This window comes from Leifsonia sp. 466MF (assembly GCF_900100265.1).
Classification (GTDB): domain Bacteria; phylum Actinomycetota; class Actinomycetes; order Actinomycetales; family Microbacteriaceae; genus Leifsonia.
The window spans coordinates 1448207-1471632 of sequence record NZ_LT629696.1; the positions used below are offsets into that span (position 1 = coordinate 1448207).

A 23426-nucleotide genomic window follows, 5' to 3' on the forward strand; every position below is an offset into this window, starting at 1 on the left:
CCGGGCCGCCGCCGGTACGCTGCCGTTATGGCGGCAGGCGGCTCGGATTCGGCATGGGGCAAGGCACTCGGAACGGCGGCGTTCGTCGCGGGAGGGCTGGTCGTCGGCACCGCCCTGATCGCCGGATGGGCGACCGCCCGCGTCGCGCGCACCGTGATCACGCCGGTGCGGCGCCGCCCGCAGAACCAGACCATCCGTTCGTTCGACGAGAGCGTCGGAACGGTCACCCTGCGCGAGACCCCGGACGCGACGATGCCCGGCCGCCTCGGCCTCTGGTGGGGCGGCGACACCGGCTACGCCAAGCTCGGCGGGCTCATCGAGCGCGCAGACGGCTCGGTGACGCGCGAGCTGGAGCGCGTGGAGTTCGGCGACCTTCGGGTGGGACGCTCGCGCATCAGCGGGTACTACTACCTCCAGCCCGGCGAGCTCGGGCTGCCGGTCAGGTCCGTCGAGATCTCCACGGAGCTCGGCCAGGCGCCCGCCTGGGTGTTCCCGGCTCCCGAAGACGCAGGCGACGAGCGCTGGGTCATCCAGGTGCACGGCTGGGGCGCCAGCCGCCAGGAGGGCCTCCGGGCCGTGCGGGTGTTCCACGACGCCGGCTTCACCTGCCTGCTCGCCTCCTACCGCAACGACGGGGATGCGCCAGAGAGCGCCGACCGCCGCTACGGGCTCGGCGGGACGGAGTGGCGCGACATCGAGGCCGCGATCGACTACGCGGTGTCGCAGGGCGCGCGCTCCGTCGTCCTCATGGGCTGGTCGATGGGCGGCGCCGTGGTGCTCCAGACGATCACCCGGTCGCCGTCGGCGCGGCACGTCGCCGGTATCGTGCTCGAGTCTCCCGTCATCGACTGGATCGACACCCTCGGCTACCAGGGCAACCTCCTGCACCTCCCGGACATGATGACCCGCGCCGCCATGCGCCTCATCGAGTCGGAGTGGAGCGGCCCGATCACCGGTCAGGGCGCGCCGATCGACCTCCGCAGCATGGACTTCGTCGCCCGGGCCTCCGAGCTCAGTCTGCCGATGCTCATCCTGCACAGCGACGACGACGGGTTCGTGCCGTCCACAGGGTCGCGTGCGCTCGCCGAGGCGCGGAGCGACATCGTCACGCTCGTGCCGTTCGACGTCGCGCTCCACACCAAGCTGTGGAACTACGACGAGGCCAAGTGGACGGGCGCCATCGCCGAGTGGCTGGGCGCGAACATCCCCGCCGAGGCTCCCGCCGCCGCTACCGCATCCAGCGCTGACTAGTCGTGCGGCGGTAGCTCGCCCGCGGTGAGGGCGATCATGCGCGAGGTCGAGCGCAGGTACTTCTTGCGGTAGCCGCCGCCGAGCATCTCGTCGTCGAAGACGTCGCTGAGCGGAACGCCGGACTGCACGATCGGGATCTCGGCGTCGTACACGCGGTCGATGAACGCGACCAGACGCAGGGCGGCCATCTGGTCGTGCAGCACCTCCACATCCCGGAGGCCGATCACATCCACGCCGTCGATGATCTTGATGTAGCGCGAGGGGTGGACGGTCGCGAGGTGCGCGATGAGGTCCTGGAAGCCGTCGCTCGTCACGGTCTCGCCGCGGCCGGCCAGCGCGGTCACGACGCGCTCGTACTCCGCCGGTTCCACCGTGATGGCGCTGCCGGTGGTGTCGCGGCGGCGGTAGTCGAGGCCGTCGATGCGGACGGTCTGGAAGTTCGACGAGAGCGACTGGATCTCGCGCAGGAAGTCGCTCGCCGCGAACCGGCCCTCGCCGAGCGCGTTCGGCGGGGTGTTGCTCGTGGCGGCGATGCGGGTGCCGGAGGCGACCAGCTCGCCGAGCATCCGGGTCATCATCATCGTGTCGCCCGGGTCGTCGAGCTCGAACTCGTCGATGCAGATCAAGGTGGACCCACGCAGCAGGTTGACCGCGCCCGCGTAGCCGAGCGCGCCGACCAGGGCGGTGTACTCGATGAACGTGCCGAAGTACTTCGGACCGGGCGCCTCATGCCAGAGCGCCGCGAGGAGGTGCGTCTTGCCGACGCCGAAGCCGCCGTCGAGGTAGACGCCCGGCTTCATCGCCTCCACCTTCTTGCGGCTGCGGCTGAACAGGCCGGCCGGTCGCTGCGGCTCCCACGTCTTGGCGAACACCTTCAGCGTGGCGACGGCCTCGGACTGCGAGGGGTAGTCGTGGTCGGGACGGTACGAGTCGAACGTCGCGTGCTCGAACTGCGACGGCGGCACCAGGCTCTCGGCGATCTCGGCGCCCGTGATCTCGGGCGAGCGGTCGGCGAGACGGGGGAGGGCGCCGGTCTGTTCGAGGGTCATGACGGGTTCTGCACCTTTGTGTCGAAGTCTTACCGCGGCTGTTCCGAGCCGCTTACGCTGGACGTAGATTCCAGCTGTCGCAGGCTTCCCAGCCTAGTCCTGCGCCACCGACCGATTCCCTGGAGGGCATCACAGACATGACCATCGAGACCGACCCGTCGCCCGAGTTCGCCGGCTACGCGCACCCCGAGCGCCTCGTGAGCACCGACTGGCTCGCCGCGCACCTCGGCGAACCGGGACTCGTCGTGGTGGAGTCGGATGAGGACGTGCTGCTGTACGACACCGGGCACATCCCGGGCTCGGTCAAGATCGACTGGCACACCGACCTCAACGACCCGGTGGTCCGCGACTACGTGAGCCCGGAGCGCTTCGCCGAGCTGCTCGGCTCGAAGGGCATCGCCCGCGACACCACCGTCGTCATCTACGGCGACAAGAACAACTGGTGGGCCGCCTACGCGCTGTGGGTGTTCACCCTCTTCGGGCACGAGGACGTGCGCCTGCTCGACGGCGGCCGCGACAAGTGGATCGCCGAGGGCCGCGAGCTCACCCGCGAGGTGCCGCAGCCGACCCCGGTCGAGTACCCCGTGGTCGAGCGCGACGACACCGTCGTGCGCGCCTTCAAGGACGACGTGCTCGCCCACTTCGGGCAGCCTCTGATCGACGTCCGTTCGCCCGAGGAGTACAGCGGGGAGCGCACCGAGATCCCCGGGTACCCGACCGAGGGCGCCCTGCGCGCCGGGCACATCCCGTCGGCGAAGTCGGTGCCGTGGGCCCGCGCTGCCGCTCCCGACGCCACCTTCAAGCGGCGGGCGGAGCTGGAGGAGGTCTACCTCGACGGTGCGGGCCTGAAGCCGGGCGACGACGTGATCGCCTACTGCCGCATCGGCGAGCGTTCCAGCCACACCTGGTTCGTGCTCACCCACCTGCTCGGGTTCGAGAACGTGAAGAACTACGACGGCTCGTGGACGGAGTGGGGCTCGGCCGTGCGCGTCCCGATCGTCACCGGCTCCGAGCCCGGCGAGGTGCCGACCCGCTGACCGAGCGCGGCGCAATCGGACGTAGCCTTAAGGGATGACCGAACTGACGGGAACCCTCGCCGAGATCCGCGACGACTTCCAGGCGCTGGAGCAGAACGACCGGCTGCAGCTGCTGCTGGAGTTCTCCGACGAGCTTCCCGACCTGCCCGAGCGCTACCGCGACCACCCGGACCTCCTGGAGCGCGTCGAGGAGTGCCAGGCGCCGGTCTACATCTTCGTGGAGGTCGACGGCGACGGGATCGTGCACCTCTACGCCACCGCGCCCGCGGAGGCTCCGACGACCCGCGGCTTCGCCTCCATCCTCGTGCAGGGCCTCGCCGGTCTGACCGCCGACGAGGTCCTCGCGGTGCCGGACGACTTCCCGCAGACCCTCGGCCTCACGCAGGCGGTCTCGCCGCTGCGGTTGCGCGGGATGTCGGCCCTCCTCGGCCGCGCCAAGCGGCAGGTGCGCCAGAAGCTCGCCGCCTAGGAGGGTCGCAGCACCCGCCGAGCACATCGGCAGCATCCCGAAACACAGTGTTTACACACCGCCGGGATGCGTAACACTCGCGAAACACGAGCATCCCTCTCACGAAACCTCTCCCGTCGAGACTGGCTCCACCCCGAAAGCGCCCCCCACCCGGATCGGGATCGCGTCACCCCGCGGGGCTATGCACAGAGAGGTAGACAATTCGCATGGTGCTCCACACAGCAGCGGACTACGCGGAGGCAGGGACGGTCAACGCCCTCTGGCTCCTTGTCGCCGCAGCCCTCGTCCTGCTGATGACCCCCGGTGTCGCCTTCTTCTACGGCGGCATGGTTCGGGCCAAGAGCGTCATCAGCATGATGATGATGAGCTTCGGCGCGATGGCCCTGGTCGGCGTCCTCTGGGTGCTCTACGGCTACGGTCTCGCGTTCGGCCCCGCATCCATCCCTCACTTCCTCGGAACCCCCGACTGGTTCCTGTCCAGCCTGATGGGCAAGGACGGCATCACCCCGGACCTCGGCGGCCTCGCGTTCGCCGGCTTCCAGGCCACCTTCGCGATCATCACCGTCGCGCTGATCTCGGGCGCGATCGCCGACCGCGCCAAGTTCGGCTCGTGGATGGTGTTCGCCGGCATCTGGGTGACCATCGTCTACTTCCCGGTCGCGTACTGGGTGTTCAACCTCGCTGACGGCTGGGCGCCGGCCGTCCTGCACGTGAACGACTTCGCCGGTGGCACCGCGGTGCACATCAACGCCGGTGCCGCGGGTCTGGCCCTCGCGCTCGTCCTCGGCAAGCGCGTCGGATTCCAGAAGGGCATGAGCAAGCCGCACAACGTGCCGCTCACGCTCCTCGGTGCCGCCCTGCTGTGGTTCGGCTGGTTCGGCTTCAACGCCGGCTCGGAGGCCGCGGTCGACGGTGTCGCTGCGATCGCCTGGGTGAACACGCTCGCCGCCCCGGCCGCCGCCACGATCGGCTGGTTGATCGTCGAGAAGCTGAAGGACGGCAAGCCGACCTCCATCGGTGCCGCATCCGGAGCCGTCGCCGGTCTGGTCGCGATCACCCCGGCCTGTAACATCCTGACCCCGGGCTTCGCCATCCTCCTCGGCCTCGTGGCCGGTGCGGTCTGCGCCCTGGCGATCGACCTGAAGTTCCGCCTCGGCTTCGACGACTCGCTCGACGTGGTCGGCATCCACCTCGTCGGTGGTCTCATCGGTACCCTGTGGATCGGCTTCTTCGGCTTCACCCACATGTACAACAGCAAGGGCGAGGCGACCTCGCAGTTCTCGAGCCTGCTGTACGGCGGCAGCTTCTACCAGCTGGGCGTCCAGGCCGTCGGTGCCTTCGCGGTGCTGATCTACTCCTTCGTCCTGGCCTACGCCATCGGCTGGGTCATCCAGAAGACCATGGGCTTCCGGATCAAGAACGAGGACGAGCTCGCCGGTGTCGACACCGTCGTGCACGGCGAGGAGGGCTACTCGCTCGAGACGGTCTGATCGGACCGTCACTCGACCGCAGCGGACGGGGCGTCGCCGGAAGGCGGCGCCCCGTTCTGTCGTCGCTAGGGTGAGTGCAGGCATTTCGACCGAGGGAGCCCATGGCACACGCCACGCCGGATCAGGTGGATGCGCTGCTGCTGTTCTGCTGCGGCGCGCTGGTGCTGCTGGCCGCGTTCGGGCTGGCGTTCTTCGCCGGCGGCATGGCCGGCCGCGCTCGGGCCGCCCGGGCGCTGCGGTTCGTGCTGGTCGGCGCGGCCGTCGTCGTGCTGCTCGCCGTTCTTGGCGGGTACGGCATGATCGTCGGCGACCCGCTGATCCCGCACCTGGTCGGCCGTCCGGACGTCGGGCTGGCGTCGATGGCCGGCCCCGGCGCGGCCGACGCGTCACCCTATCCACTCGCCCGCGCCGGATACCTGATGGCCCTTCTGGTGCTGTGCACGGCGATCGTCGGGGTGGCCGTCGCCTCGCGGCTGACCGTGCGGGCGTGGATCGTGTTCACGGTGCTCTGGTTCCCGGTGGTGATCGTGCCGGTGGCGTACGGCGTCTTCGCCCTCGACGACGGCTGGGCGGTCGCCGGGCTGAAAGTCGTCGACTTCGGCGGGTCCCTGGCGGTGCTCGCTGCGGGTGGGAGCGCTGTCGGCATCCTGCTCGCCTGCGGTCGTGGCGAGCACCTGCCGACGCATGCCAGCCGGCCGTCGCTGGTCGCGATCGGTGTATCCCTGGTGTGGGTGGGCTGGCTGGGGCTGATCGTCGGTTCGGAGGGCGCCCTCGACGCGTACGCGCCGTTGATGGCGTTCGGCGGCTTCCTCGCCTCCGCGACGGGCGTCCTGATGTGGATGCTTGTGGATGCGGTGGTGCTGCGCCGGCCGACCCTGACGAGCGCCGCCTGCGGGGCACTGGCCGGTCTGGTCGGAGCCACCGCCGCCTCCGGTGTGCTCACACTCGGCTGGGCGATGCTCGTCGGCGCGCTGTCCGCTCTGGCCTGCGCCACGATGGTCGACCTCGCGGCCCGCGCCCGCTTCGGGCCGGCCCTGACGCTGTCCGTCGTGACGATCGTCGGCAGCCTGGTGGGACTCCTCTTCCCCGGTCTGTTCGCGATCGGGAGCGGGATGGTCGACAGCGGGAACTTCGACCTCTTCATCGCGCAGGGGATCGCCGGGATGTCCGTGCTGCTGTACGCGACGACCGTCTCCCTGCTGCTCGCCCTCGCGCTGCGGTTCACCGTCGGGCTCACGCGCGTCCGCTATGGTGCCGATCGTGGCATCCGTGAGAAGCGTCCTGTCGGCCCTGGGCGCACTGTTCCGTCCGTCGCGAGCGGATCGGACTCCGAGCCGGCCGGCTGAGACCATCCAGGTCGATCCGTCTCGGCTGGGCCGCATCCGGACGTCGTACAACCCCAGTCTCGACGGCGACGCCGACCCCGGCGAGATCGTGTGGACGTGGGTGCCCTACGAGGAGGCGGACGGCCGCGGCAAGGACCGTCCGGTGCTCGTGGTCGCCACCGAGCCGTCCGGTTCGGTGCTCGCGGTGGCGCTGACCAGTCAGGAGCATCCCGGCAGGCCGGAGTACCTGCCGATCGGATCGGGGGAGTGGGACGGACGCCACCGCCCTAGCTTCGTCAGGGTCGACCGGGTGTTCCGGGTGCAGCAGGGCGGCATGCGCCGTGAGGGGGCCGCGTTGGACGCGCGGCGGTTCGACACCGTGCGCCGAGCTCTCGCCATGCGCTACGGGTGGCGGTGAAGATCGCGGATCAGGGGTTCCACTGGCGGATGGCGTTGGCCGACCAGCCGATCTCCTTACGGGTCCAGATGGGGGCGCCCTCGGGATCCGGCTGCTGCGAGGCGTCCGCGGTGATGCGGTAGCCCTGAGCGGGAACGGCACGGCGGCTGGCGCGGAACAGCAGGACGGCCGCCCCGGTGAGCACGACCGCGGCTGCGACGAGCAGCCAGCCGAGGCCGTCGCCGTCGACCAGACGGAGCACACCGAGAGGTCCGGTGAGGAATACCCCGACGATCGCCACCACGACGCCCACCATCAGCCAGCGGGCCCGCAGGTGGATGGCGCGGTCCCGGTCGTACTCCTCGATAAGCGTCGGCACGATATCCCCCGATCGTCGATGCGATCAGCGTAGTGGATAACGCCCGGCTTTCCACAGGGTCGCGGGAGGGCGTTTGCGAGAATCGGTCGTCCGGTAGTGTCGTGTCACCGAACGAACGGGGGATTCGTGTTCAGTGGGCTCGCCGGATGGCATGTGTTGATCCTGTTCGGGATGTTCGTCATCCCGTTCGTCCTGTGGCTGATCGCCGTGATCCAGATCGCCGCGATGCGCGCCGCCGCCGGTCCGACCGTCGGGTGGCTCCTCCTGGTGACGCTGGCGCCGCTCCTCGGAGCGATCCTCTGGTTCACGATCGGGCGACGGTCGCTGCGACAGGAGACACCGCCGACGCAGGCGGGCTGAGTGGGGAACCGATAAGACGCTCCCCACTGACGGCTATGAGCATCCAGACGTTGAGTGCTAAGAGCACTCGCCGCATCGCACGGGAGACGGGCATCCCGACGATCACCCGCGCATGGGTCGACAACGAGGCGGACCACCGTCTCGTCCTCTTCGCCACCTGGGACCACCTGCACGGCTGGTACGACCGTCGCACCGGCGAAACGGAGGAGCAGACCGCGGACGACGACGTGAAGCACCTGCCGCCGTGTCTGGCCCAGGACGGCACGCTGCTCGTCGAGCTCGAACCGTTCGACGACGACGGCCGCTGGCCGACGCTGCGGAGCTGAGCGCGCCGAGATTCGTGCCGAATGTGCGTTTTGGCGGCGCCTTTCCGCACATTCGGCACGAATGTGGCGCGGGCGGCGCTACGCGAGCAGTGGCAGCGACATCAGCGCGACGGAGGCCGCCCCGAGTGCCGCCTCGGCGCGCGGGAGCGGCGGGAGCCGCCGCCGGAACGCCAGGAGCCCGGACGCCACCGCGAAGGCGAGTGCGGCGACTCCCAGTGCAGCGATGACGTTCACCCCGTGCGCGGAGTGTCCGCCGCCCGCCGCGCCATGGTGCGCCCCCGCCGCGACGATCAGCCCGCCCATCAGGATCGCCTGCAGCGCGCGGTGCAGCGCCATCGTCCGGGCTGGATGCGCGGGATGCGCGGGATGCGCCGCCTGCGCGTCCCCCGCACCACCCCGACCCGCCGGCCGCAACCGAAGCGCCACCGCCGTCGCGACCCCCGTCGCCACCAGCAGCGCCGCCCACACCACGGGGGCGACGACAGGATGCGGCAGCAGCATCGTGTCCGCCATCGCCGCGAGCATAGCCAGCATCCCGAACCACGCGAGCGGGGAGCGGCGATCGGCGCTCCCCGCGACGCAGCATGCCCCCAGCGTGGCCGGGAGCATGCTGCCGAGGTGCAGAGCCTCGATCATCCGTGGTGCGCGTGGTCGCCGTGATCGCCGTGCGCGTGGTCGCCGTGCCTGCCGTGCCCCGCGTGCGCGTCCCCGTGCCCGTGGTGCCCCGGCGCGCAGTGCGTAGGCGCCTCGGCCGGCACGTTGAGGGCGGGGTTCCGGCCGAAGAAGCCATACGGCTTGAGCGTGAACTTGGCGTAGTCGACCGGCATGACCGGCCAGTCCTCCGGGCGCGGGAAGTGGGTCGGCCCGAAGGTGTGCCAGAGGACGATGTCCTCGCCGTCGAGCGGGCGGTCCGCCGCCATGTAGGCGGGCAGGCCGTCGCCTCCCGGGTTCTGGTTGACGAACTCGCCAGCGGGGTAGCGCTCGTCGCTGGCGTACTGCGTCACCCACAGCTGCTTCGTCGTGAACGCGGCCCGGGCGGTGACGGTGGCGGAGGGGTCGGCCATCAGCGTCGGGTTCTGCTCCGCGTGGAGCACGTACCCGGTGGGCAGGCCGAGCCGGTTGGACTTCTCCGTGTTGACGATGTGCCAGGTGCGGCCGACGGACGCGTCCGCCTCCCGAGCGCCGTCCGCCTCGCTCAGGATGCGCGTGGCGCGCTTCGTGAAGGCGTTGCCGTACGGGTTGCTCTCGCTGACCGGCAGGCGCACCGCATCCACCTCCTCCACGGCGTTCGCCAACCCGTCCACCATCATGTCGAGCCGTGCCGAGAACAGGTGCTGGTGGTACGGCGCACCGAGTCCCGGCGCCACCTCGCTCGCGGTAGCCGAGCCCTCGACGTAGGACGACGTGAAGAGGATGCCGGTGAGCTTGGCCTCGCATTCGATCGTGCCGTCGAGGTACAGGTACCAGTAGAAGCCGTAGTCGTAGTTGCCGACCGTGGTGAAGAACGAGATCACGAGCCGCCGCGACCGTCGCACCTCGTTCGCCGAGGTGAACAGGTCCGTGTGCTTCCACAGCGTCCCGTAGTCCTCTTCGTGCATGCAGATCGCGTTCTCGATCGTCTTCGGACGGCCGAACTCGTCCGAGAGCACCGCGTCGAAGTAGCGGATCTCGCCGAGGCAGTCGCAGCCGAGCGTCAACGAGTTCGCGAACCGGCCGAACAGGTACTCGCCGGTGTCGAAGTAGTTCTGCCAGTACCGCGTCGGCGAGGGGTCCGCGTAGGGCACGACCATTTCGGCGATGGATGCGCGGTAGACCACCGGACGCACCTCGCCGCCCTGGTCGGGGTCGGCGAAACCGAGGTTCCGCAGGATGAGTCCCTCCCGGGCGTCGAACCCGAGGGAGAACGACCAGTTGGCCCAGGTGACCGTGTCTCCGTCCACCGCGAAGCTCGGTCCCTCCGGCTGGGTGATCGAGATCGGCTTGAGCGTGTCGAGCGGGGCGGGGCGCTCCGACTCCAGGTGGAAGTTGCCCGGCTCCTCGGGGACGGGGAGTTCGAACGCGTCGACCACCTGGGTGACCTCGCGGGCGATGACGTCGACGTACGCGCACAGCCCGTCCACCGGGTGCGCCCAGGGGTGGTCCTCGGCGTGGTCCATCCGGAAGGCGAAGACGCGGATGATCCGTCGGCCCTCCTCGCCGGGGATGTCGTACGAGCCGGGGGAGAGCGGAGCGTAGACGACCTGCTCGCTCACCAGCCCGCGTTTCTCGAGCGCCGCCAGCCAGCCGGCGTCCGCGGCGAGGATGCCGCCGATCGCCTCGAACTCCTCCTCGAGGATGGGCACCTGGCCGCGCGAGCCGTCGATCGGCACGAGCGCGATGACCTCGTCGCGGGTGAGGGAGACGGCGGCGTCGACGCTCTCGCCGGTGGCGACGTCGAGCAGCAGGATGCGCGCCTCGCGATCCGGCGTCGGTGCGTCGCCCGCCAGCGCGGCCAGCACATCCGCCTTGTCGGGCTCCAGCAGCCCGACGTAGACGAAGCGGGTCGTGTCTGTGACGGCGCCGGCCGAACGGAGGATGCGCGCCACGGCTTCGATCTCGGCCGCCGTCAGGCTGGAGAGCGGACCGGGGGTAGTGGTGTCGTCGTCGGGAAGGGTCAGGGGCAGTTCGGTCGTCATGTCAGGTCTCCTAGGCGCTGATGGTGTCGATGATGTTCTCGTAGGCGGCGCGCTTGCTGCGGCGCAGGATGAGTGCCTGCACCACGCCGATCACGGGGACGGCGAGCATGGCGGCGAAGAAGGCGATGGACAGCGGGCCGACCACCGGGGTGCCCTTCGCATCCACATCGCCGATGAGCAGGGGGAAGTTGTCGACGATGATGAGTGTCACCCCGATCAGGCCGAGCAGGCCGATGACGGGAGCGATCACCGTGCGCCAGAGACCGGCACCGGTCTTCTTCCGGGCGAAGTAGACGATGACGGCCAGGCAGGTCAGTGCCATGAGCACGACGATCGCGAGGGTCGCGATGCCGCTGAACCAGGTGAACACCTGCAGCACGGGGTCGAGGCGGAACAGCGCGAACGCCACGATCAGAACCGCCGCGGTCGCGGTCTGCACCAGCGACGACACGTACGGAGACGAGTGCTTGCCGTGGACGCGCCCGATCGCCGCCGGGAACACCGACGCGTTCGACATCGAGTGCTGGTACCGCGTGACCACGTTGTGGAAGGAGAGCACGCAGGCGAACAGGCTCGTGATCAGGAGGACGTTGACGATGACCCCGCCGACGGATCCGAGGTAGTGGATGGCAGTGTTCACGATGAAGCCGCCGGTGTCGGCCGCGACCACATCCACGATCTTCGCGGGGCCCCATCCCATCACCAGCGCCCACGAGGCGAACGTGTAGAAGACGCCGATGGCGATCACTGCGATGTAGGTCGCCCGAGGGATGGTCTTCTCCGGCTCCTTGGCCTCGTCGCGGAAGATCGCCGTCGACTCGAACCCGATGAAGCCGGCGAGGGCGAACATGAGTCCGATGCCGGGGGAGCCCGAAAGCACGGTGCTCGGCTCGAACGGCACGAGCGACAGGCCCTCCGCGCCGCCCGTCCCGATGATCACGAAGCTCAGGACGATGACGATCCCGACCTCCGCGATGAGCAGGATGCCGAGCACGCGCGAGCTCAGCTCGATGTGCCGGTAGCCGAGGACTCCGACCAGCGCGATCATCGCGAGGGAGTAGACGTACCAGGGGATGTCCGGGCCGTGCAGCGCGACGACCGACGATTCCAGCGTCGCGCCGAGGTAGCCGTACACCGCCACCTGGACGGTCGTGTAGGTGAGGAGCGCCAGATAGGCGGCGGCGAGGCCGAGCGGGCGCCCCATCCCGTAGCCGACATAGGTGAAGAACGCGCCCGGGCGGGGGATGAACCGGCTCATCGCGCTCAGCCCGACGGCGAAGAACAGCAGGATGACGGCGCCGATCGCGAACATGCTCGGCACGCCGGCGCCGTTGCCCAGCAGCACGCCGACCGGGAAGCCGCCGCCGATCACGGTGAGCGGCGCCGCAGCGGCGACCACCATGAACACGATCGAGCCGACGCCGAGCCGGCCGGAGAGCTGGCGCGCGGCGCCGGGACCACGGATGGCGATCGGATCGCCGAGCAGAGCCTGGGGCTCCTGTGCAGCCGTCATGGGTTCCTCCAGGGGGAGTGAGAGGGTGGGTGCCGCCAGTCTCGCGAGACGGTGTTGCGCGGTCGTTCCGCCGCTGTGAAGAGTCGGCGCTCGCCGAATGGGACGGACCGTGTCGCATTCGGGGGTCACGTGCCCGTGACGCCGACGAAACGCGGACGCAACACGCCCGCCGTAGCCTCGCGGGCGAGGAGCACACCGTGACAGCACAGCCCCCCGTGACGGCCCTGAGCCGAGCGATCGCCGACCCGACACCGGTCGACGGCCTGGCTGCGCGCTCGCCGATGGCCGGCCTCGACCGGCGCAGCCTCGGTTTCGTGGATGTGCTGGCCCAGTCGGTCGGCGCCGTCGCCCCCTCCGCTGCCGCGGCCACCTGCCCAGTGCTCGTCGCCGCGCGTGCCGGATCGGGCACGCTGCTCGCGTTCCTTCTCGCGGGCGTGCTGATGGCGCTCGTCGCGTACGCCGTCAACCAGTTCACCCGGCGGATGGCCGCCACCGGCTCCCTCTACACGTTCGCCGCGCGCGGCCTGGGGGTTCGGGCCGGGTTCGCGACCAGTGCCGCGATGATCGTCGGCTATGGATTCGTCGCGATGTTCGCCCTGCTGGGCGCCGCGTACTACGGGCTGATGCTGCTCGCTCATGCCGTCACGGGTGTGACCGGCTCGCGCGGGCTGGTGCTCCTGCTGCTGGCCGGGTTCGGTGCCGTCTGCCTGCTGGTGCTGTGGCGCGGCATCCGGCTGTCGACCCGGGTCACGCTCGTCATCGAGCTGCTGTCGATCGTGGGCATCCTCGTGCTGATCGTGGTGCTGCTCGTCCGCGTGCCCGGCTCGTCGTTCGCGGCGGTCGCGCTGCCCCGCTCGGTCGGCATCCCGGAACTCGCTGCCGGCACGACCGTCGCCGTCACCGCCTTCGTCGGCTTCGAGAGCGCTGCGACGCTCGGCGTGGAGTCGCGGCGGCCGTTCGCGACCATCCCGCGCACCATCCGCTGGACCGTGATCGCGGCGGGACTGCTGTACCTGCTCTCCGCATACACGCAGCTGGCGGGTTTCGAGGCGCTCGGCGGCGACCTGGTGGCCAGCGACAGCCCGGTGAACGACCTGGCGGCGCGCGCGGGGGTCGAGTGGATCGGCCTGCTGCTGGATGCGGCGCTCGCCTGCTCCTTCCTGGCCTGCGCCCTTGCCTCGACGACGGCTCTCGCCCGCGTCCTGTTCTCCCTCGGCCGCGAGGGGATCGCGCCGCGCGCCCTCGGGCGCACGCATCGCCGCTTCCGGACCCCGCACGTCGCGCTGGCGGTGGGCGTCGCGGTCGAGGTCGCCGTACCCGCTGTCCTCGTGCTGGCCGGAATGGGGGCGTGGCAGGCGATGGGCGTCGTGGTCGTCTGCGCGGCGGCCGGGTACATGACCGCGTACGCGCTCGTCTGCGTCGCGACGCCGTTCTTCCTGCGCCGGATCGGGGAGTTGACCGTCGGTCCGGCCGTCGCCGCTGCGGTCGCGGCCGCGGGTCTCGTGGCAGCGCTCGCGCTCGACCTCTGGCTCGAGGTCACGGGCGACCGCGCCCTCGCCGTCCTGCTGCTGGCCGGGGTGGCGGCCGTCGCGTTCGGACTGTGGGCGGTGTGCCGACGCCGGAGGCCGGACGCGCTTCGCCGCATCGGCCTGTACGACGAGCCGACGATGGGGGACGTGCTCGGCGGGGCGCCATGAACGCCATCCCGGAGCTGAGCGGACGACAGCCGGGCGCGGTGCACAGCGCGTTCGCGGTGCTGGAGGAGGTCGCGCGCGCGGGGCCCGGAATCACCGCGCAGCAGTTGTCCGCGCGCCTGGGCCTGCCGCGGGCGACGGCGTACCGCATCCTGAATCTGCTGGTGCAGGACGAGTACCTCGTGCGCATGCCCGACCTCCGCGGCTTCGCCCTGGGCCGCAAGGTCGCCGAGCTGGCCGATGTCGCTCAGGCACAGGATGCGGCCGCCACCGCTCGGGAAGCAGTCGCCGACCTGCGCGGGCGCATCCGCGGTGGCGTCCACCTGGCCGTCTACCGAGCCGACCGAGTGGTGCCGGTCGACGTGGACCCGGACTTCCCGCTCTCGGACCCCAAGCGCATCCAATCGGACCTCAGCGTCTCCGCCCTCGGCCGGCTCCTCCTGGCGGAGCAGGCCGCGCGGTCTGTGCCGTCACCCACCCGGTTCACGACGCAGGAAGGCGAGCTCGTCCCCGGTTTCGGCTGCCTCGCCGTCCCGGTGCGCGGCGACGACCAGCGCCTGGTCGCCGGCCTCGCGCTGGCGCTCCCGGCCGCGCGCCTGGCGGACCGCGACGGGCTGGTGTCGCTGGTCGCCGACACAGCGGTGCGGCTCGGGCCGTTGCTCAGCCGGGTGTGAGGCGGGGCGCTGATACCCTGCGGGAGCAGATTTCTGATGGGAAGGCAGCATGACATCGCGCGATACCGATCACCAGAGCGCTGACGTGACCTGGTCCCAGCCGGTCCTACAGATCGCCTTTGCGCTGTTCGTGATGACCGTGTTGGTGATCGCCGGAATCTTCCTCGCGGTTCGCACCATCAGCGGGCAGCCCGGGCCACCGGTGTGGTTTGGCGCGTTGTGGATCCTTGCGCTCGGCTGGAGCACGTACTGGTGGCTTTTCCGAGTCGCGTACCGGGTCGAACTCGTCGGCCGCACCCTCAACTGGCGAGCGCCGCTCCGAAGCGGCAGCATCCCGGTGGATGGGATCGAGCGCGCCGGCCGATTCTTCGGTGCGCCGTCCACGTGCGTGCTACGCGGGAGCGGCTACCCACCCGTCGTGGTCTCCGCACAGCGCCAGGACTTCACGCCGATGCTCCAGGCACTGAACCGCCTCAACCCAGCGGTTCCCGCCGACCTGTAGTCGCCTCGTTCCGCCGTCTGGCCGCTGCGATCACCGCCGCAGCCACGCAGTGAGGGAGAGTCCGGCGTTCGCGAACCGAAGCCAGTACAGCACGCTGACGAGTGCAGCGACGGGCAGTCCGATGGCGAGTGGCCACGCCTTGTCGCCGGCCGGAAGGAGCGACATCGCGGCCACCGTTGCGGCCAGCACGTGAGCGAACACGGCGACGAGGACCACTCCGATTCTCGCCTCGCGGCGCTGTGTCTCGGTGCGATCGTTCGGCGGCACGGCACGCTCGAGGAGCGTGACAATCCGGACGCGGAAGACGATCAGCGCGGTCGCGATCAGACAGATCCAGGCGCAGCCGACGATCGCGGCGACCTCGGGCAGACTCTCCATAGAGACTCATCCTGCTGAAGAAGTTTGCACGCGTCCACCGCTCCGCTTCACCAGCTGATGTCGTCCAGATCCGTCCGGAAGTCGACGAATTCGGTGGACTCGCCGTGGGCGATCTCGACCGTCGTCGAGGCGTGGGCCGGAAGGTGCCGCTGGATCGCTCGGCCGAGCGGCAGGAATTGGGCTTTCGTGGCGCTGTCGGGGACGACGGCACGCAAAGTCAGGTCGCAGCTGTCCGTGTCAAGGACCGCCTCCGCTGAGACGACGGTCGCGGAGGTCACGAGCGGCTGGTCGGAGAGCCAGCGGGCGAAGGGCTCGGCGATGGCTTCGCAGTCGCGCGGAACGGCGGTGTAGTCGCCGATCTGGCATCCGGAGAGGGCACACGCGAGCGACGCCGCAAGCACAGAGGCCCCGCCGAGGCGGCCACGCAATCCACTCATCGATGTCCCCCCTCGAACAAAGTACCGGGGTAGCGGGCGGAGACACGAATGGCCCGGCGCGGGGACGAGCGATAGCGTCTGGACGATGAGTAACGTGCCCTCACGTCGATCGAACGCGGAACTCAACCGTGCCCGCGCGGCCGCGTTCATCTTCGGAGCTGCGGCCGTCGTCCTCGTCGTCCCGGCCGTGTCCGCGTACGGGGAGTGGCAGCATGCGCTCCACTACGGCTGGCCCGGCCCCTACCGGAGCAGCATCGCCGAGGCCAACGGCGGCGAGACGATTGTGAAGGCGCAGATCTGGGGACTCATGTCACTCGTAGTGCTCGCCGGAGCAGCTATTGCTTCCGGGTTCGCAGCCCGCACAGCCGGACAAAGGGTGTGGCTGGTGGTTCTCACCGGAGTGATTGTCACGGTGGCAATTCTCGCGGTCGTCGCGGTGCTGCTCACACCACCGCTGGCATCATCCGGGTGACTCAGTACCTGCGGGGCGGGCGCCGACACCGTCGACGTTCATCCCCTCCAGGCATAGAGTCCGATCCGTGACCGGTGCGCCGTCGAAGAAGCCGTGGTGGATCCTTACCTCCTCGCGCGCGGGCTCGTGGTGGATGGCGATCTTCTACACCGCCCTCGCCTGCATCGAACCGCTCCTCGCGTTGCGCCGAGGCGACTGGTGGTGGTTACTCATCGGGATGTTCTTCGTCTTGGCCGCTGCGATCGCTTGGATCTCGCTCGTGTGGGTGCTCCGACACTCGGCGACAGAAGTGCCGGCAGCGCCGGAGGGTGCCGATGATGCGACGGTCCGAGATGATGGCTCACCGACGAGGGAGACGGGATCCTGACTTCACGGTTCCGGCAGCCGCGCGTGCTCTACGGGTTCGGCCCAGAACAAGAAACAAAAAACCCCCGGCGGACCGGGGGTTCTCTCTGGTGGGCGATACCAGACTCGAACTGATGACCTCTTCCGTGTGAAGGAAGCGCGCTACCAACTGCGCCAATCGCCCGTGTGCTGCGAGATTCGATACTAGCCGACTCCGGGGCCCCGATGCACATCGACCCGGGGCACCCGAACGCGGCCGCAGGCGACACACCCGGCGGGCGTAACCGGTTTTGTCTTGCGCCTCCGGATCGGCTAGAGTCTTTCAAGTGCCGCAGGGAACTGCGGGGCGAAATGCGGATGTAGCGCAGTTGGTAGCGCATCACCTTGCCAAGGTGAGGGTCGCGAGTTCGAGTCTCGTCATCCGCTCGAGTCGGCCCGGTCTACGGATCGGGCCTCTCAGGTACGGTACGGGTTTTTCCGTGTTGTGGCGTTCGGTGGATTGGCCGAGAGGCGAGGCAGCGGCCTGCAAAGCCGTATACACGGGTTCGAATCCCGTATCCACCTCGATCCTGAGCTTCGCGTTCAGGCTCGGGCGATTGGCGCAGCGGTAGCGCGCTTCCCTGACACGGAAGAGGTCACTGGTTCGATCCCAGTATCGCCCACAGAGAGAAACCCCCGGAGACCCGGGGGTTTCGTCGTTTCCGGATGGTTCCGACGGATCACGGGCTGGCCGTTTCCGCCGGGGTGGGGACGATGAGGCGGCCGTCGTCGGCCCCGCCCACGTGGAGTTTCCCGTCCGTCCCGACGAGGACCCTGCGGCTCCACTGGTCCGGCATGGGACACGGGGCACCCTTCTGCCCTGGGATCAGCTCGAGCGCCATCCGCGCCGTCTGAGTCGTCGTCGTTGTCCGATCGGTCAACGTGACCACAAGGTCATGCTGCTTCCGGAGATCCGCGGTGCGAGGGACCACGATTTCGAAGGACGGTCTGACTCCGTCCTCGTCGTCGCACGAGCCGGCGTAGCAGGCGTGAACCGTGCCACCGGGATGCAGGCGGAGCCAGGTCGCAGCGTCGACGGTGATGTGAGGCGGTCGGATGTCGGGCATGGAGCACACGGAGAACAGCGGGGCGCAACCAGCGAGGAGCGTCGTGGCCAGGACGCCGACGGTCGCCGCCAGCGCGCGCCGGATCGGGATGCGCGTGACCCCACGATCACGATGGGAGCGTGCTGACGACACTGTTCCGCTCCTTCGAGTCCACGTGCGGTCGCCTCGGCAGGAGAAGCAGCACCAGCGGTACGGCTGCCGCCACGATGATCGCGGCAGAACGGAGGACACAGCGCGATGCTAGCGCTCGTGCCGGCGACCATCGCGGTTCATAGCCCGCGGTCGGCGAACCGCGGACTCGAACGTCTCCTGCGTCAAACCGGCAGCGGCCCGGCCAGCACCGACCGTGCCGCGTGCAGACCCGACTGAAGCGCGCCCTGGATCGACGGCGACTCGCGGTGGTCGCCCGCGAGATGCAGGCCAGGGCCGACGCGAGCGGGAGACGAGCGTCGCATCGGCGGGGGCAACGCGGGCAGCGCGTGCGGGATGTCGTCGCGGCGGAGGAGCAGCCACGACGCCGCGGCCCGGCCGTACAGCCGGACGAGGTGGGCGCGCACGTCTCCCTCGCGCGCCCCGATACCTGAGTCCAACAGACAGGTCGCCTGCACGAGGTGGCGGCCCGACGGCGCCGCCTCCGGGATCGTGGCGGAGATCGCCAGCGCATTGACGATCGGGCCCTCGCGACTCCCATCAATCGTCAGCAACCCGGAGACCGCAGCTTCGTCCGCCGCGAACCACCACGTCTGCAAGCCCCGTGTGGATGGGGCGGACGCGTCCACGAGCCCCGTGAGGGCCTCCGCAGCCACCGCCACGACGACGTCGCGCGCCCGCACGGTTTCCTCCCCGAGCGCATCCACATCCCATCGACCGTCGCGCCGGCGCAGTCGACTCACCGCGCGGCCGAGCCGGATGTCCGCACCCGCCGCACGAGCGCGCGAAGCGAGCGCGTTCGGAAGCGCGGCGATGCCCTCGCGGGGGAGGCCCGCAGCAGCCGGAAGGAACGATCGTGCGAGCAGGCGGACATACGTGTCCGACGTCATTTCAGAGGAGTCGGCGAGAACACCTGAGAAGAACGGCGACAACACCTGAGTACGGAGTGCCCCGGTCAGACCGGCCTCGTCCCAGCCCCGGCCGACGGTGCGGTCGGGGCGGGAGACCGTCGCGCGCGGCCGCAGGACCAGGGGACCGAGCCACCGGGCGAGGCCGACGAGGTCACGCGGTGTGACGAGACCGCTGGCGAGTGTCGCCGGAATCAGACCCGGGTGCCGAAGTGGATGCGCGAGAGTGCCCATCGAGCCGTCCGTGCGACGTACCCGGACCGCTGTCGGGAACGCCGCGACGGAGAGGCTGTCGACGTCCACCGCCGCGCGGACCGCCGGATAGGCGGTGTTCAGCACATGGAAGCCGCGGTCGAGGGTGAAGCCGTCGACGTGGTCGGTCCGTTGGCGTCCGCCGACCCGATCCGCTGCCTCGAGCACGACCACCTCGCGACCGCGGGCCGCCAGTTCGGCGGCGCAGCGCAGACCCGCCAACCCGGCACCGATCACGATCACGTCATGCGTCCGCATGTGCCGAGTGTACGAGCGCACGATCGACGGAGAGCGGAGAGACCTCGTCGCAGGTGCCTGTGTCAGTCCGCCGACGGCGGGACCGTGATGCGCATCACCGTCTTGCTCTTGCCGATGTGCCGCTCGAAGGTGAATCCGGCCTTCTCGAACATCGCCCTCGTGCCGTTGTGGAGGAACGACGACGATGTCCGCTTCCCGGGGGCGAGCTCGTTGGGGAACGAGACCACCTCGCCGCCACCGGCCTGCGCGATCAGCTCGAGCGCCCCATCCAGTGCCTCCCGGGCCACCCCCTCGCGACGGTGGTCGCGGTCGACGAAGAAGCACGTGATGCGCCACGGCGCAGGACGGGTCTCGCCGGCGTCGTACTGCTTGCGGTGGTAGATGTTCGGCAGTTCGGCGGGACTGCCGTATTCGCACCAGGCGATCGCATCGTCGCCGTCGAAGACGAGCGCGGCGTGGGCCACGCCCTCCGCCACGAGCCGATGCTTGAAGGTCGGACCGTCGTATTCGCGTTTGACGGTGTCATCCGTGTCGCCGTGGAAGTAGGAGCAGTAGCACCCACCCCAGACGCCGTTGTGCTTCTGCGCGAGCGCCAGCCACGCCGGGAAGGTCTCCAGGGTCAGCGGCCTGATCGCATGCTGAGCGGTCACCGTCATTCGGAACCTCCCTCGTCCACTCCTTTCAAGTGTGACGGGACCGATTGCCGTGCACCAGGGGCTCGCATCCCGCGTGAGAGTCCGGGAGACGAGGCGACCTCACTGGTCGAGGACGCACATGCGGACACGGTCGCCGTCGGACGCCTCGCGATCGCTCTCGGTCATGACAGGGCTCCCGTGTCGGCGATCACCCTGTCGATCCACGTCCGCCGGGGAAGCGCGGCGATCGCGTCGCGTTCGAACCAGCCGAGCTCGAGCAGCTCGTCCATGTCCGGGGCGGCCGGGCTGAGCAGCTCGCAGTCGTACGCAACGGTGACATAGCCCACGCGGTCGCCGTTCGGGTATTCGACCATCAGCGGCTCGCCGCCGTACGCACCGATGATGCCCGCGACCCGCACGTGAGCACCGGTCTCTTCGAGCACTTCGCGTCTGAGTGCTTCGGCCGGCTCTTCACCAGGCTCGATACCCCCGCCGATCAGGCTCCAGAGGCCGGAGTGCGCATGTCGCGCCAGGAGGAACCGGTCGCTATCTCGGATCACCGCGCTGACTCCCGGCAGAAGCAGGAAGTCGTTACCGACGCGGTCACGGATCGACTGAACGTACTCGGACATCGGCATGGCTGCAGCCTACGCAGTGCACCCGCGCTCCGAGCGGTATCCCCGGTCCGGCTAGAGTTGGAGGGTTCCCAAATCGACCCACGAACAAGGAGTGGACAGGTGGCCGACGGCTTCGAGCTCTTCACCGACCGTTCCGTTGTCGCGATGCGCGTCAACGGTGAGCTGAAGGACCTCGCGACCACCGTCACGACGACCGACGAGGTCGAGCCGGTCACCATCGACTCGCCCGACGGCCTCAGCATCCTGCGCCACTCGACGGCGCACGTCCTCGCGCAGGCCGTGCAGGCCGTGAATCCCGAGGCGAAGCTGGGCATCGGGCCGCCCATCACGGACGGTTTCTACTACGACTTCGACGTGCTGGAGGCGTTCACCCCGGAGGATCTGAAGGCTCTCGATAAGGAGATGTCGCGCATCCAGCGGGCGGGCCAGCGGTTCGTCCGCCGTGTCGTGACCGACGAGGAGGCGCGCGCGGAGCTCGCCGACGAGCCGTACAAGCTGGAGCTCATCGGCCTCAAGGGCGGGGTCCAGCACGGCGACACCGCCGCCTTCGACGAGAGCGAGTCGGTCGAGGTCGGCTCCGGCGAGCTGACCATCTACGACAACGTCGACCCGAAGACAGGGGAGACGGTCTGGAAGGACCTCTGCCGCGGCCCGCACCTCCCGAACACCCGCATGATCGGCAACGGCTGGGCGCTCACCCGCGTCGCGGCCGCCTACTGGCGAGGCAACGAGAAGAACAAGCAGCTGCAGCGCATCTACGGCACCGCCTGGGCGAGCAAGGAGGAGCTGCGCGCCTACCAGACCCGCATGGAGGAGGCCGCCAAGCGCGACCACCGCAAGCTCGGTGCCGAGATGGACCTGTTCAGCTTCCCCGACGAGATCGGCTCGGGCCTGGCGGTGTTCCACCCCAAGGGCGGGATCATCCGCAAGGAGATCGAGGACTACATGCGCGACCGGCTCATCGCCAATGGCTATGAGCTCGTCAACACGCCGCACATCACCAAGGCGCACCTCTTCGAGACCAGCCAGCACCTCAACTGGTACAAGGAGGGGATGTTCCCGCCGATGCACCTCGACGAGGAACGCGACGCGGACGGAAACATCACCCGGCAGGGCCAGGACTACTACCTGAAGCCGATGAACTGCCCGATGCACAACCTGATCTTCCGTGCGCGCGGCCGCAGCTATCGCGAGCTCCCGCTCCGGCTGGCCGAGTTCGGGACGGTGTACCGGTACGAGAAGTCCGGCACCCTGGCCGGTCTGACGCGCGTCCGCGGGCTCACCCAGGACGACGCCCACATCTACGTGACGGAAGACCAGATCCGGGACGAGGTCGCCCGCCAGCTCGAGTTCGTGCTGGAGACCCTGCGCGGCTACGGCCTCACCGACTTCTACCTGGAGCTCTCCACGAAGGACCCCGACAAGTACGTCGGTAGCGACGAGAGCTGGGAGACCGCGACCGAGACGCTGCGCCAGGTCGCGATCGAGTCCGGTCTGGAGCTCGTGGACGACCCGGGCGGGGCGGCGTTCTACGGCCCGAAGATCTCGGTGCAGGCGCGCGACGCGATCGGTCGTACCTGGCAGCTGTCGACCGTCCAGCTGGACTTCAACCAGCCGGAGCTGTTCGAGCTGGAGTACAACGCGGCGGATGGCACACGCAAGCAGCCGGCGATGATCCACCGGGCGCTGCTCGGCTCGATCGAGCGGTTCTTCGCGATCCTGCTGGAGCACTACGCCGGTGCCTTCCCGGTCTGGTTGTCGCCGGTCCAGGTCGTGGGCATCCCGGTCGCCGACCAGTACGCGCCGTTCCTCGACGACGTGATCTCGCGGCTCCGCGCCCGCGGCGTGCGCGCCGAGGTCGACCACTCCGACGACCGCATGCAGAAGAAGATCCGCACCCACACCAAGGCGAAGGTCCCCTTCCAGCTGATCGTCGGAGAAGAGGATGCGTCGGCGGGCACGGTCAGCTTCCGGTTCCGCGACGGCACGCAGCGCAACGGCGTGACCGTCGACGAGGCGATCGAGCGGATCGTCGAGAGTATCCGCTCGCACGAGCTGGTCGACACGGCATGGCACGACTGAACCTCGACTCGTACGGGACGTCGGACGACCCGAACGGAGACGGCGCAGCCGACGGGGCGATCCGGGACAGCGTCAATGCGGAGCGCATCCGCGTCGACGACCCGTCGTACCTCGTCGGCGTTCCGGACGAGTTCCAGCGGCTCTGGACGCCGCACCGGATGGTCTACATCCAGCACGGCCAGCAGCCGGGCAAAGACGACTGCCCGTTCTGCGTCGCCCCGAGCATGAGCGACGAGGATGCGCTGATCGTCGCGCGCGGAACACACGCGTATGCGCTGCTGAACCTGTTCCCGTACAACAGCGGCCACCTGCTCGTGTGCCCGTATCGCCACATCGCCACGTACGACGAGGCGACGCCGGAGGAGGTCGCCGAGATCGGCAGCCTCACCCAGACGGCGATGCGCGTCATCCGTCAGGTGTCGAAGAACGACGGCTTCAACATCGGCATGAACCAGGGCGAGGTCGCCGGAGCCGGAATCGCGGCGCACCTGCACCAGCACGTTGTGCCGCGGTGGGCTCAGGATGCGAACTTCCTGCCCATCATCGCCAAGACGAAGGCGCTGCCCCAGTTGCTCGGAGAGGTCCGCGCGGCCATCGCAGACGCCTGGCCGCGTCCCTAGCCAA

25 protein-coding genes and 4 tRNA genes are annotated in these 23426 nt (G+C 69.5%); 18 read left to right on the forward strand and 11 right to left on the reverse strand.

Annotated features, from left to right (window positions below):
* Positions 1 to 27 precede the first annotated feature (27 nt).
* Positions 28 to 1251: an alpha/beta hydrolase family protein gene (locus BLR91_RS06860; RefSeq protein WP_089876182.1), complete on the forward strand. Its 1224-nt coding sequence runs from the start codon at positions 28 to 30 to the stop codon at positions 1249 to 1251.
* On the opposite strand, the gene zapE is transcribed toward BLR91_RS06860, so the two are convergent.
* Entirely contained in the window at positions 1248 to 2300 is a 1053-nt protein-coding gene (zapE, locus tag BLR91_RS06865) for a cell division protein ZapE (RefSeq protein ID WP_089876180.1), read from the reverse strand. The two genes, BLR91_RS06860 and zapE, sit on opposite strands and share 4 nt — an antisense overlap.
* Before the next feature lie 137 nt (positions 2301 to 2437).
* On the opposite strand from zapE, the gene BLR91_RS06870 reads away from it, so the two are divergent.
* The 5 genes from BLR91_RS06870 (at position 2438) to BLR91_RS06890 (ending at position 7039) form a co-directional block, all read left to right on the forward strand.
* Positions 2438 to 3337, forward strand: a complete 900-nt coding sequence (locus BLR91_RS06870; RefSeq protein ID WP_020077432.1) for a sulfurtransferase — start codon at positions 2438 to 2440, stop codon at positions 3335 to 3337.
* A gap of 34 nt (positions 3338 to 3371) precedes the next feature.
* Positions 3372 to 3806: a SufE family protein gene (locus tag BLR91_RS06875; RefSeq protein ID WP_018191273.1), complete on the forward strand. Its 435-nt coding sequence runs from the start codon at positions 3372 to 3374 to the stop codon at positions 3804 to 3806.
* A 206-nt stretch (positions 3807 to 4012) separates the two neighbouring features.
* Positions 4013 to 5296: an ammonium transporter gene (locus BLR91_RS06880; protein ID WP_020077433.1), complete on the forward strand. Its 1284-nt coding sequence runs from the start codon at positions 4013 to 4015 to the stop codon at positions 5294 to 5296.
* Positions 5297 to 5397: 101 nt separating this feature from the next.
* Positions 5398 to 6642: an ammonium transporter gene (locus tag BLR91_RS06885; RefSeq protein ID WP_089876178.1), complete on the forward strand. Its 1245-nt coding sequence runs from the start codon at positions 5398 to 5400 to the stop codon at positions 6640 to 6642.
* A complete protein-coding gene (locus BLR91_RS06890) occupies positions 6566 to 7039 on the forward strand; it encodes a type II toxin-antitoxin system PemK/MazF family toxin (RefSeq protein ID WP_089876176.1) in 474 nt (157 codons plus the stop codon). The genes BLR91_RS06885 and BLR91_RS06890 overlap by 77 nt, the downstream gene beginning before the upstream one ends.
* Before the next feature lie 10 nt (positions 7040 to 7049).
* On the opposite strand, the gene BLR91_RS06895 is transcribed toward BLR91_RS06890, so the two are convergent.
* Complete coding sequence (locus BLR91_RS06895; protein WP_089876174.1) at positions 7050 to 7397, reverse strand: hypothetical protein; 348 nt, start codon at positions 7395 to 7397, stop codon at positions 7050 to 7052.
* A 126-nt stretch (positions 7398 to 7523) separates the two neighbouring features.
* On the opposite strand from BLR91_RS06895, the gene BLR91_RS06900 reads away from it, so the two are divergent.
* Both BLR91_RS06900 and BLR91_RS06905 read left to right on the forward strand, forming a co-directional pair.
* The gene (locus BLR91_RS06900; RefSeq protein WP_089876172.1) at positions 7524 to 7757 is read left to right on the forward strand and encodes a PLDc N-terminal domain-containing protein; all 234 of its coding nucleotides are present in this window, start codon (positions 7524 to 7526) and stop codon (positions 7755 to 7757) included.
* A gap of 35 nt (positions 7758 to 7792) precedes the next feature.
* Positions 7793 to 8083 (forward strand): hypothetical protein, encoded by a 291-nt coding sequence (locus BLR91_RS06905; RefSeq protein ID WP_089876169.1) that lies wholly within the window; start codon positions 7793 to 7795, stop codon positions 8081 to 8083.
* 78 nt (positions 8084 to 8161) lie between these two features.
* Here the strand turns inward: BLR91_RS06905 and BLR91_RS20410 are convergent, their stop codons facing one another.
* Genes BLR91_RS20410 through BLR91_RS06920 form a run of 3 tightly spaced genes read right to left on the reverse strand, consistent with a single transcriptional unit; the run spans position 8162 to position 12271 of the window.
* Complete coding sequence (locus tag BLR91_RS20410; RefSeq protein WP_089876167.1) at positions 8162 to 8719, reverse strand: hypothetical protein; 558 nt, start codon at positions 8717 to 8719, stop codon at positions 8162 to 8164.
* Positions 8716 to 10758: a primary-amine oxidase gene (locus tag BLR91_RS06915; protein WP_089876165.1), complete on the reverse strand. Its 2043-nt coding sequence runs from the start codon at positions 10756 to 10758 to the stop codon at positions 8716 to 8718. Before BLR91_RS06915 ends, BLR91_RS20410 begins: the two co-directional genes overlap by 4 nt.
* 10 nt (positions 10759 to 10768) lie before the next feature.
* Positions 10769 to 12271: an APC family permease gene (locus BLR91_RS06920; protein WP_089876163.1), complete on the reverse strand. Its 1503-nt coding sequence runs from the start codon at positions 12269 to 12271 to the stop codon at positions 10769 to 10771.
* A gap of 197 nt (positions 12272 to 12468) precedes the next feature.
* On the opposite strand from BLR91_RS06920, the gene BLR91_RS06925 reads away from it, so the two are divergent.
* Genes BLR91_RS06925 through BLR91_RS06935 form a run of 3 tightly spaced genes read left to right on the forward strand, consistent with a single transcriptional unit; the run spans position 12469 to position 15141 of the window.
* Complete coding sequence (locus BLR91_RS06925) at positions 12469 to 13968, forward strand: APC family permease (RefSeq protein WP_231918839.1); 1500 nt, start codon at positions 12469 to 12471, stop codon at positions 13966 to 13968.
* Positions 13965 to 14639 carry a helix-turn-helix domain-containing protein gene (locus BLR91_RS06930; protein WP_089876160.1) on the forward strand — a complete coding sequence of 225 codons (675 nt, stop codon included), beginning with the start codon at positions 13965 to 13967 and terminating at the stop codon, positions 14637 to 14639. Before BLR91_RS06925 ends, BLR91_RS06930 begins: the two co-directional genes overlap by 4 nt.
* Before the next feature lie 49 nt (positions 14640 to 14688).
* Positions 14689 to 15141: a hypothetical protein gene (locus tag BLR91_RS06935; RefSeq protein ID WP_089876158.1), complete on the forward strand. Its 453-nt coding sequence runs from the start codon at positions 14689 to 14691 to the stop codon at positions 15139 to 15141.
* A gap of 30 nt (positions 15142 to 15171) precedes the next feature.
* Here BLR91_RS06935 and BLR91_RS06940 read toward each other — a convergent pair whose 3' ends face one another.
* Positions 15172 to 15519: a hypothetical protein gene (locus BLR91_RS06940; RefSeq protein ID WP_089876156.1), complete on the reverse strand. Its 348-nt coding sequence runs from the start codon at positions 15517 to 15519 to the stop codon at positions 15172 to 15174.
* Between the two features lie 47 nt (positions 15520 to 15566).
* On the reverse strand, positions 15567 to 15956 hold the full coding sequence (locus BLR91_RS06945; RefSeq protein WP_157694653.1) for a hypothetical protein: 390 nt from the start codon (positions 15954 to 15956) through the stop codon (positions 15567 to 15569).
* Between the two features lie 85 nt (positions 15957 to 16041).
* Between BLR91_RS06945 and BLR91_RS06950 the strand changes: the two genes are divergently transcribed.
* Complete coding sequence (locus BLR91_RS06950) at positions 16042 to 16428, forward strand: hypothetical protein (RefSeq protein WP_157694652.1); 387 nt, start codon at positions 16042 to 16044, stop codon at positions 16426 to 16428.
* A 67-nt stretch (positions 16429 to 16495) separates the two neighbouring features.
* Positions 16496 to 16795 (forward strand): hypothetical protein, encoded by a 300-nt coding sequence (locus tag BLR91_RS06955; protein ID WP_089876150.1) that lies wholly within the window; start codon positions 16496 to 16498, stop codon positions 16793 to 16795.
* 86 nt (positions 16796 to 16881) lie between these two features.
* On the opposite strand, the gene BLR91_RS06960 is transcribed toward BLR91_RS06955, so the two are convergent.
* Positions 16882 to 16957: transfer RNA gene (locus BLR91_RS06960), tRNA-Val, on the reverse strand.
* A gap of 169 nt (positions 16958 to 17126) precedes the next feature.
* Here BLR91_RS06960 and BLR91_RS06965 point away from each other — a divergent pair.
* The 3 genes from BLR91_RS06965 (at position 17127) to BLR91_RS06975 (ending at position 17435) form a co-directional block, all read left to right on the forward strand.
* Positions 17127 to 17199 (forward strand) — tRNA-Gly (locus tag BLR91_RS06965).
* A 67-nt stretch (positions 17200 to 17266) separates the two neighbouring features.
* Positions 17267 to 17337: transfer RNA gene (locus BLR91_RS06970), tRNA-Cys, on the forward strand.
* Positions 17338 to 17363: 26 nt separating this feature from the next.
* Positions 17364 to 17435: transfer RNA gene (locus tag BLR91_RS06975), tRNA-Val, on the forward strand.
* Between the two features lie 758 nt (positions 17436 to 18193).
* Here BLR91_RS06975 and BLR91_RS06985 read toward each other — a convergent pair.
* The 3 genes from BLR91_RS06985 to BLR91_RS06995 form a co-directional block, all read right to left on the reverse strand.
* Positions 18194 to 19447, reverse strand: coding sequence for an FAD-dependent oxidoreductase (locus BLR91_RS06985; RefSeq protein WP_089876149.1), 1254 nt, complete (start codon positions 19445 to 19447; stop codon positions 18194 to 18196).
* A gap of 62 nt (positions 19448 to 19509) precedes the next feature.
* Complete coding sequence (locus BLR91_RS06990; protein WP_089876147.1) at positions 19510 to 20103, reverse strand: GNAT family N-acetyltransferase; 594 nt, start codon at positions 20101 to 20103, stop codon at positions 19510 to 19512.
* Between the two features lie 161 nt (positions 20104 to 20264).
* Complete coding sequence (locus BLR91_RS06995) at positions 20265 to 20720, reverse strand: NUDIX domain-containing protein (protein WP_231918840.1); 456 nt, start codon at positions 20718 to 20720, stop codon at positions 20265 to 20267.
* Positions 20721 to 20819: 99 nt separating this feature from the next.
* Between BLR91_RS06995 and thrS the strand changes: the two genes are divergently transcribed.
* Positions 20820 to 22802 (forward strand): threonine--tRNA ligase, encoded by a 1983-nt coding sequence (thrS, locus tag BLR91_RS07000; RefSeq protein ID WP_231918841.1) that lies wholly within the window; start codon positions 20820 to 20822, stop codon positions 22800 to 22802.
* Entirely contained in the window at positions 22790 to 23422 is a 633-nt protein-coding gene (locus BLR91_RS07005; RefSeq protein ID WP_089876145.1) for an HIT family protein, read from the forward strand. The genes thrS and BLR91_RS07005 overlap by 13 nt, the downstream gene beginning before the upstream one ends.
* Positions 23423 to 23426: the final 4 nt, after the last annotated feature.

Coding starts and splice junctions, on each gene's coding strand:
- BLR91_RS06860 (WP_089876182.1), top strand. CDS start 28: ATGGCGGCAGGCGGCTCGGATTCGGCATGGGGCAAGGCACTCGGAACG.
- zapE (WP_089876180.1), bottom strand. CDS start 2,300: ATGACCCTCGAACAGACCGGCGCCCTCCCCCGTCTCGCCGACCGCTCG.
- BLR91_RS06870 (WP_020077432.1), top strand. CDS start 2,438: ATGACCATCGAGACCGACCCGTCGCCCGAGTTCGCCGGCTACGCGCAC.
- BLR91_RS06875 (WP_018191273.1), top strand. CDS start 3,372: ATGACCGAACTGACGGGAACCCTCGCCGAGATCCGCGACGACTTCCAG.
- BLR91_RS06880 (WP_020077433.1), top strand. CDS start 4,013: ATGGTGCTCCACACAGCAGCGGACTACGCGGAGGCAGGGACGGTCAAC.
- BLR91_RS06885 (WP_089876178.1), top strand. CDS start 5,398: ATGGCACACGCCACGCCGGATCAGGTGGATGCGCTGCTGCTGTTCTGC.
- BLR91_RS06905 (WP_089876169.1), top strand. CDS start 7,793: ATGAGCATCCAGACGTTGAGTGCTAAGAGCACTCGCCGCATCGCACGG.
- BLR91_RS20410 (WP_089876167.1), bottom strand. CDS start 8,719: ATGATCGAGGCTCTGCACCTCGGCAGCATGCTCCCGGCCACGCTGGGG.
- BLR91_RS06915 (WP_089876165.1), bottom strand. CDS start 10,758: ATGACGACCGAACTGCCCCTGACCCTTCCCGACGACGACACCACTACC.
- BLR91_RS06920 (WP_089876163.1), bottom strand. CDS start 12,271: ATGACGGCTGCACAGGAGCCCCAGGCTCTGCTCGGCGATCCGATCGCC.
- BLR91_RS06930 (WP_089876160.1), top strand. CDS start 13,965: ATGAACGCCATCCCGGAGCTGAGCGGACGACAGCCGGGCGCGGTGCAC.
- BLR91_RS06935 (WP_089876158.1), top strand. CDS start 14,689: ATGACATCGCGCGATACCGATCACCAGAGCGCTGACGTGACCTGGTCC.
- BLR91_RS06940 (WP_089876156.1), bottom strand. CDS start 15,519: ATGGAGAGTCTGCCCGAGGTCGCCGCGATCGTCGGCTGCGCCTGGATC.
- BLR91_RS06945 (WP_157694653.1), bottom strand. CDS start 15,956: ATGAGTGGATTGCGTGGCCGCCTCGGCGGGGCCTCTGTGCTTGCGGCG.
- BLR91_RS06950 (WP_157694652.1), top strand. CDS start 16,042: ATGAGTAACGTGCCCTCACGTCGATCGAACGCGGAACTCAACCGTGCC.
- BLR91_RS06985 (WP_089876149.1), bottom strand. CDS start 19,447: ATGCGGACGCATGACGTGATCGTGATCGGTGCCGGGTTGGCGGGTCTG.
- BLR91_RS06990 (WP_089876147.1), bottom strand. CDS start 20,103: ATGACGGTGACCGCTCAGCATGCGATCAGGCCGCTGACCCTGGAGACC.
- BLR91_RS06995 (WP_231918840.1), bottom strand. CDS start 20,720: ATGCCGATGTCCGAGTACGTTCAGTCGATCCGTGACCGCGTCGGTAAC.
- BLR91_RS07005 (WP_089876145.1), top strand. CDS start 22,790: ATGGCACGACTGAACCTCGACTCGTACGGGACGTCGGACGACCCGAAC.